The organism is Phenylobacterium sp. (assembly GCF_030693405.1).
Lineage (GTDB): Bacteria > Pseudomonadota > Alphaproteobacteria > Caulobacterales > Caulobacteraceae > Phenylobacterium.
Genome location: NZ_JAUYAW010000039.1, coordinates 1 through 7,234, shown reverse-complemented (window position 1 = coordinate 7,234; position 7,234 = coordinate 1). Strand labels below are relative to the sequence as shown.

Annotated in this window: 8 protein-coding genes and 2 tRNA genes; 6 read left to right on the top strand and 4 right to left on the bottom strand. The window is 70.7% G+C overall.

Annotation, left to right across the window (positions count from 1 at the left end):
- The 3 genes from Q8N19_RS07570 to Q8N19_RS07560 form a co-directional block, all read right to left on the bottom strand.
- Nucleotides 1-393: GTP-binding protein (locus Q8N19_RS07570; RefSeq protein WP_305589330.1), on the bottom strand; the 393-nt coding region annotated here is incomplete at its 3' end.
- 52 nt (nt 394-445) lie between these two features.
- Nucleotides 446-519 (bottom strand) — tRNA-Gly (locus Q8N19_RS07565).
- 47 nt (nt 520-566) lie between these two features.
- Nucleotides 567-652 (bottom strand) — tRNA-Tyr (locus tag Q8N19_RS07560).
- A gap of 132 nt (nt 653-784) precedes the next feature.
- On the opposite strand from Q8N19_RS07560, the gene rlmB reads away from it, so the two are divergent.
- The 6 genes from rlmB to Q8N19_RS07530 all read left to right on the top strand — a co-directional run bounded on the left by rlmB (nt 785) and on the right by Q8N19_RS07530 (nt 6,648).
- Nucleotides 785-1,576, top strand: a complete 792-nt coding sequence (gene rlmB / locus Q8N19_RS07555; protein WP_305589326.1) for a 23S rRNA (guanosine(2251)-2'-O)-methyltransferase RlmB — start codon at nt 785-787, stop codon at nt 1,574-1,576.
- A gap of 122 nt (nt 1,577-1,698) precedes the next feature.
- Nucleotides 1,699-2,856: a hypothetical protein gene (locus Q8N19_RS07550; protein WP_305589324.1), complete on the top strand. Its 1,158-nt coding sequence runs from the start codon at nt 1,699-1,701 to the stop codon at nt 2,854-2,856.
- Nucleotides 2,857-2,936: 80 nt separating this feature from the next.
- The gene (locus Q8N19_RS07545; RefSeq protein ID WP_305589322.1) at nt 2,937-3,665 is read left to right on the top strand and encodes a TerC family protein; all 729 of its coding nucleotides are present in this window, start codon (nt 2,937-2,939) and stop codon (nt 3,663-3,665) included.
- 60 nt (nt 3,666-3,725) lie between these two features.
- Nucleotides 3,726-4,775 carry a DUF2157 domain-containing protein gene (locus Q8N19_RS07540; protein WP_305589320.1) on the top strand — a complete coding sequence of 350 codons (1,050 nt, stop codon included), beginning with the start codon at nt 3,726-3,728 and terminating at the stop codon, nt 4,773-4,775.
- Complete coding sequence (locus Q8N19_RS07535; protein ID WP_305589317.1) at nt 4,772-5,419, top strand: GDYXXLXY domain-containing protein; 648 nt, start codon at nt 4,772-4,774, stop codon at nt 5,417-5,419. The genes Q8N19_RS07540 and Q8N19_RS07535 overlap by 4 nt, the downstream gene beginning before the upstream one ends.
- A 2-nt stretch (nt 5,420-5,421) precedes the next feature.
- Entirely contained in the window at nt 5,422-6,648 is a 1,227-nt protein-coding gene (locus tag Q8N19_RS07530) for a TIGR03862 family flavoprotein (RefSeq protein WP_305589310.1), read from the top strand.
- Here the strand turns inward: Q8N19_RS07530 and Q8N19_RS07525 are convergent.
- Nucleotides 6,645-7,234: class I tRNA ligase family protein (locus Q8N19_RS07525; RefSeq protein ID WP_305589308.1), on the bottom strand; the 590-nt coding region annotated here is incomplete at its 5' end. The genes Q8N19_RS07530 and Q8N19_RS07525 overlap by 4 nt on opposite strands.

Sequence of the window (7,234 nt, the reverse complement as noted above, 5' to 3'; positions counted from 1 at the left end):
CAGGGCCGGCACGCCAACCTGACGGGCCAGCAGGATGTGCTCGCGGGTCTGCGGCATCGGACCATCAGCGGCCGAGCACACCAGGATCGCGCCGTCCATCTGCGCAGCGCCGGTGATCATGTTCTTCACATAGTCAGCGTGACCGGGGCAGTCGACGTGGGCGTAGTGACGGTTGGCCGTCTCGTATTCCACGTGCGCGGTGTTGATCGTGATCCCGCGGGCCTTCTCTTCCGGCGCCGCGTCAATCTCGTCGTACGTCTTCGCCGTCGCGCCACCGGACTTCGCCAGCGTCATCGTGATCGCCGCCGTCAGCGTCGTCTTCCCATGGTCAACGTGACCAATCGTGCCGATGTTGCAATGCGGCTTATTGCGTTCAAACTTCTCTTTGGCCATCAGGGTCCTGCCGGCGATGCGCCCGGGGGCGTAGGGGTGAGTGTCGATATATTGGAGCGGGTAGCGGGAATCGAACCCGCATCCTCAGCTTGGAAGGCTGCTGCACTACCATTGTGCTATACCCGCGCCGAAGGCTGCGGGGACGCCGCAATACTCCTTTTTGAACCGAGGCGTGGTGGGGGAAGTAGGACTCGAACCTACGAAGGCGTACGCCAGCGGATTTACAGTCCGCCCCCTTTGCCACTCGGGACATTCCCCCGCGCGCTCGGAACCGTCCTGAGCCCTGAACAAATTACCTCCGCCCCGGGTTGCCGCCTCTGCTAGAAGCATCGCCAACAACGCCGGAACGGGCGGAGACCTGTCCCGGCCTCAAAATGGAGCGCGTCTTATAGTGTCGTCGATCCGGGAACGCAACGCGCCCCGAAACAAGCGTCGAAGTGGGCGAGAAACCCCTTCTGTCACAAGGGCTGAGGCCCCCTCCGCGGCCTGGTTCTGGGGCTGGCACGCCGTTCTGGCCGCCCTCGAGAACCCTGATCGAGAGCCCCCTGAGCGAATCCTCGCCACCGCCGAACGGGCCGCCGAGCTGTCGAAACGCTTTCCGAAGCTGACCATCGAGACGGTTGATTCGCAGCGGCTGGCCAACCTTCTGCCCGGGGCCGTGCACCAGGGGGTCGCCCTGCGGCCAGGCGAGCTGCCGAGCGTCGATCTAGAAGCGTTTGCGCCGGAAAAGGGCGCGGTGCTGCTGATGCTCGACCAGGTCACCGATCCGCAGAATGTCGGCGCCCTGCTGCGCTCGGCCGCGGCCTTCGGCTGCACAGGCGTCATCCTGCAGGACCGCAACGCGCCGCAACTCACCGGCGCCTTGGCCAAGGCGGCTGTCGGCGCCGTGGACAAGATCCCGGTGGCACGGGTGGTCAATCTTTCGCGGGCGCTGGACCAGTTGGCCGATATGGGCTGGCGGGCCGTGGGGCTGGATGGCGAGGCCGAGGCCACCCTGGACTCAGCCCTCGACGGGTCAGCCACCATCCTGGTCATGGGGTCGGAAGGCTCAGGCCTTCGTCGGCTGGTGTCCGAGCATTGCGACGTCCTGGCGAAGATTCCGATGCCCGGCGGTTTTGAGAGCCTGAACGTCTCGGCGGCGGGCGCGATCGCCCTCTATGAGGCCTCCCGGCCTCGCCCCTGAGGGGAAGTAGGTTCCCCTCCGCCGATTCACGGCTTTGATTTCAACGCCACGTCGTGATTTCTTGATTAACCTATCGACGGCGCCGCGTGCGCGGGCATCAACACGGGTACGGGGGACGTCCCATGGCGATCAGGACCTTCAAGCAGATCTCAGGGCGTCGCGCCCTCGGCCTACTGGCGACCGCAAGCCTGCTGGCGGTCGCCGGCTGCAGCGCGCCGTCCGGTCCCAGCGCCCAGGGCGGTGACTACTATTCAGAAGCGCAGCCCCCGCCGCCCCTGATGGGCGGGGCGCCGGGTTCGGCCGATGACGGCTCCGGACTCATGGGCGGTCCCCCGGCCGATGTGTATCAAGGGCAGGCCCTTCCTCCTGCCGCCTCAAGGCACGACGGCGTGGTCACCTTCCGGCGCGCCGACGGGGTGCTGGTCACCACCATGCGGCCGATCGCCAATCCGGAAGACATGACTGCGGAGGAGCGTCGCCGGGTCTATGGGGATCGCCCCGCCCGCACCGCAGCGGCCGCCCCGCCGCGGCGGGCTTACAGCAGCGACGCCCGGGTGGCCCCGGCCCCCGTTCGCACCCCGGCTCCGGTCGCCTCCACCCCCGCCGCCCCGGCGCGCTCTGCGCCCGTCGCTCAAGCGCCCGCGCCGAAGGCTCCCGCGGCCCAGCCGCCCGCCGCCAAGGCGCCGGCGGTGACGGCGCCCCAGGCCAAGGCTCCGGTTGCGCCGCCCGCCCCGGCCCCCAGCGCCAGTGCGCCGGCTGCGGCGCCGGACGCCGAGACCCCCAGAGGCGGCGGCTTCTTCAGTTTCCTGGAGCGCTTCAAGTTCTGGGATCGCGATGACACCGAACGGGCTGCTGAAAGCGCCGGCCAAGCCGCCGACCAGGCCGATGAGCTGGCCGGCCAGGCGGCCGACGCCGCAAGCACGGCGGCCGCCGACGCCAGCCAGGCGGTCGAGAACCAGGGTGTCTCCACCCGCACCGTCCTGCTGGCCCTGGCGGTCCTGGCCGGGGTCCTGATCCTGGCGGCCATTTCACGCAACGCCGCGGCCAAGCGCCGGGAGTCCCAGCGCCGCCGGAGGTTCCAGACCTTCGGCTACGGTTCGGGCGCTTCCGCCGCCGCCGATGAGCCGGAGCGCGACCGGGGTCCCGGTCTTGCCGCCCCCCTGGCCGCAGCCGCCGCCGGCGCCGTGGCGGCCACGGCCTTCGCCCATCACCAGGACAAGAAGGACGAGGACAAGCACGACGAGGCCCACAAGGCCGAACCCGAGCATGAGCCCGCCTGAGCAGCGCCCCGGCGCTGCTGAGTCACCGCCCCCACGAATAGGCGTTGCGGAGGCCCTGAGCCTGTCGCATTGAGGCGATCATGTTTGAGTCATTGCTCGCCGAACACGGCCCCGCCCTTACCGCACTCTTTCAGGTGCTTCTCATCGATCTGGTCCTGGCTGGCGACAACGCCGTCGCCGTGGGCCTGGCCGCCGGCGCCCTGCCCGCCGATCAGCGCAAGAAGGCCATCCTCTACGGCCTGATCGCCGCGGTGATCATGCGGATCGGCTTTGCGCTGATCACCACACAGCTGCTCGGCATCATCGGCCTGCTGTTCGCCGGCGGCCTGCTGCTGATGTGGGTCTGCTGGAAGATGTGGAAGGAGCTGCGCGAGCAGGCGGTGATCGACGAGGCCGACGCCGAAGCCGTGCTGGACGGCGATCCGACCACCGAACCCACCGCCCGGCCGGTCAAGAGCTTCCGCGCCGCCTTCATCCAGATCCTGATCGCCGACCTGTCCATGTCCCTGGACAATGTGCTGGCGGTGGCCGGCGCGGCCCGGGAACATCCAGGGATCCTGGTCTTCGGCCTGATCCTGTCCATCGCCCTGATGGGGGTGGCCGCCACCTACATCGCCAGCCTGCTGCACAAGTACCGGTGGATCGGCTATATCGGTCTGGTCGTGGTGCTCTATGTGGCGCTCTCCATGGTCTGGGAAGGCCACCGCAACGCCGTGGTGAAGCTCGACAGAACGGACTCCTACAACGCCGTCATGCCAGGCTTCCTGGACATTTCGCCGGAAGAGGCGGCCGAGCACCGCCTGCACTAGACGCGGGTTCAAGGCCGGGGCGTGAGCGTCCCGGCCAACCCCATCGGAGGGAGCGCAAGGATGGCGGCCTACAAGGCGCGGCTGAGCGAAGACCTCGATCGCTGGATCGCCCAGGGCCTGGTGGCGCCTGAGTCGCGACAGCCCATTCTCGACAGCGTGGCCGAGGCCCGCCGCATTGACGCCGGCGTCGCCCTGGCGGTCATGGGTGCGGTCCTGGCGGGCCTGGCGGCCATCGCCTTTGTGGCGGCCAACTGGGACGTCATCCCCCGACTGGCGAGGTTCGCCCTGATCCTCGGCGTCTTCGCCGCCACATGCGGCGGCGCAGCCTGGGCGGCCCTGCGCGGCCGTCCGCTCGTCCGTGACGTCCTGCTCGGGGTCGCAGCCCTGATCTATGCCGGCGCCATCGGCCTGACCGGACAGATCTTTGATCTCGCCGGCGATCCGCAGGCCGCCCTGCGCGGGGCGGGCCTGGCCGCGGCCTTGCTGGCCCTGGCCGGTCGCGCCAACGCCGCGGCCATCGCCGCGGTCGCCCTCATCGCGCTCGGCGACTTCGCAGGACCCGAGGGCCTGTTCGGACTGCAACTTCGCTGGCTGGCCATCGCCGCGCCCGCCGGGGCGCTCCTGGCCCTGGCCTGGCGCAGCCGCAGCCTCGCCCATCTGGCGGGACCGGCCCTGGTGCTTGGCTGGCTGTTCGCCGCCCCCGACGTGCGGCCGGAGGGCTATCTGGCCCTGGCGGCGGCCTTCGCGCTCGCCTGCGCCGCCGCCCGCTGGGCCAGCGAGCAGGAGCGGCGCGCGGCCGGGATCATCTTCGCCTGGATGGCGGTCGGCGCCCTGGCGGCCTTCGCCGCGGCGGGTCTCTCCAGCGAGGTCTATGGGCTCCTGCACCGCCTGGCCTGGTTGATCATCTCCGGCGGTGTGATCGCCCTTGGCCTGCATGACCGCGCCGGCGGGGTCACCGCCGCGGGCGTCCTGTCGGCCATCGCCGCGGTCAGCGCCATCCTGATGGATCTCGGCCTCGGGCTCATGACCGCGGCCGGAGTCTTCGCCGGCTGCGCCATCCTGGCCCTGGTGGCAGGCGGCCTGCTTCGCCGCAGAAGGGTCAAGGCATGAACCAGCTGTCGAACCCCCGTGCGCTCGCCCTGCGGATCGGCGCCGTAGCGCTCCTTCTGATGGCCGCCCTGGTCGGCCTGCTGGTTCGGGAGGACCGCGCCCGGGCCGGCGGCCAGGAGGTGCGGCTGGCTATGGAGGCCGTCGACCCGCGCAGCCTGCTCAGCGGCCACTATGCAGCCCTGCAGCTGGTTGAGCGCGTCACGGACGGCGCCCCCTGCCCGCCAGAACTCGAAGCTCATTACGGCCAGGACGACAGCTGGGTCGCCCTGTCGCCGGCCGCGGGCGGCGTCCATCGGGTCACCGGCGCCGGGGCCACCCGCGACGACGCCCTGAAGCACGGGCCTGTCGTGGTGCGCGGCCAGGCCGACTGCCGCCAGGCCTTTCTCGCCCCGCCGCGGGAGCCTGATGAGGCCGCGCCGCCGACGGACGACCGTCCGCAGGAGACCTTCATCACCCTCGACATCGGCGTCGATCGCTTCTACGCCGACCAGACCAAGGCCGAGGCTCTGGAGGCCGCCCTGCGCCGCCAGGGCGACGACGCCGCTCCGCCAGCCTTCGCCATCGTCTCCATCGGCCAGGACGGCCGGGGACGCCTGAAGGGCGTCGAGGTGGGCGGCGCCCGCGCAGACCTGAACTGGTTCTAGACATGGACGACCCCAAGACGCCGGATGTCGCCGTCATCGGCGGCGGTCCGGCCGGGCTGATGGCCGCCGAGACCCTGGTGGCCGCAGGGCTGTCGGTGACGGTCTATGAACGCATGCCGAGCCTGGGACGGCGCTTCCTGATGGCCGGCCGTGGCGGCCTCAACCTCACCCATTCCGAGCCCATGGCCGAGTTCATGGGCCGCTATGGCGAGGCCTCAGGTCCCCTTGGCGGCGTGATCGAGGCCTTTGACCCGGCGGCCCTGCGGGCCTGGGCGGAGGGCCTCGGCCAGGAGACCTTCGTCGGCTCCAGCGGCCGGGTCTTTCCCCGCGCCCTGAAGGCCTCGCCCCTGCTGCGGGCCTGGCTCGGACGGCTGGACGCCGCGGGCGTGCGTTTCCACCAGCGCCACCACTGGACCGGCTGGGACGCCGACGGCGCCCTCAGCTTCGCCACACCCTCAGGGGAGGTGAAGGTCCGCCCAGCCGCCACGGTTCTGGCGCTGGGCGGCGCAAGCTGGCCGAGGCTCGGCGCCAATGGCGCCTGGGCTGGCGCCCTGGCCGAGGCCGGCGCGCCGCTTGCGTCCTTCGCTCCGACCAATATGGGGGTGCTGGCCAATTGGAGCCCGGCCTTCGCCCAGCGCTTCGCCGGCGCCCCGCTCAAGGCCGTGGCGCTGACCTTTGGCGAGCAGACCATCCGCGGCGAGGCCCTGGTGGCCGCCTATGGGCTTGAGGGCGGCGGGATCTACGCCCTGTCCGGAGATATCCGCCGCGCCCTGGCGACCGGCAGCCAGGGGCAGTTGCGCATCGACCTGCGCCCGGACATGCGCCGGGGCGACCTGGCCTCACGGCTCATCGGCGGCCGGACCGGCGACAGCCTGTCCAACCGGCTGCGCAAGATGCTGAAGCTGTCGGCGGTGGAGATCGGCCTCTTGCGGGAGGCGTTCGGGGCCGACCTGCCCCGCAGCCCGGTGGGCCTGGCCGAGGCGATCAAGGCCGTCCCCGTCCCGCTCACCGGCGTGGCCGGTCTGGCGCGGGCCATTTCCAGCGCCGGCGGCCTCAAGTTCGAGGGCCTGGACGATCGGCTGATGCTCAAGGCGCGCCCGGGCGTCTTCGCCGCGGGCGAGATGCTGGACTGGGAGGCGCCCACCGGCGGCTATCTGCTGCAGGCCAGCTTCGCCACCGGCCGGGCCGCGGCCAAGGGCGCGATCGACTGGCTGGCTGAGCAGCCTTAGGCCGGCTCGACCTCGCTGCCGAAGCGCTCGCGCCATTCGGCGACCTGCGCGTCCTCGATCTTGCGGAACAGAACATCAGGGGCTGCGACCTTGGTCCCCGGCTGCAACGCGTTCAGCAGGGCGGCGCCCTCCCCTTGCGGCCAGCGCCCGGGGAAGGCCTCGCCCACGCCGCCCGCGATCTTCTCGGCGGCGAACGGGATGAAGGGCTCGGACACCTTGGCGAACAGCGCCACCAGGTTAAGGCCCGTCCGGACGGCGACGGCGGCGCGGTCCCGGTCAGTCTTGATGGCGGTCCAAGGCGCAGCCTCGGTCAGGTACTGATTGCCCAGCACCCAGAGCTGGCGCAGGGCCTGGGCCGACTTGCGCATCTCCATGGCTTCCATCAGCTCGGTCAGTTCGGCGAGCTTGGCGGCCACGTCGGCGGCGAGCTTGATCTCCAGCTCGCCAGGCTCGCCGCCGTCGGGGACGACGCCCTCGAAGCGGGTCTCGGTGAACTTCAGGATGCGGTTGACGAAATTGCCCAGAACGTCGGCGAGGTCAGCGTTCACCTGGGTCTGGAACTGCTCCCAGGTGAAGGTGGCGTCAG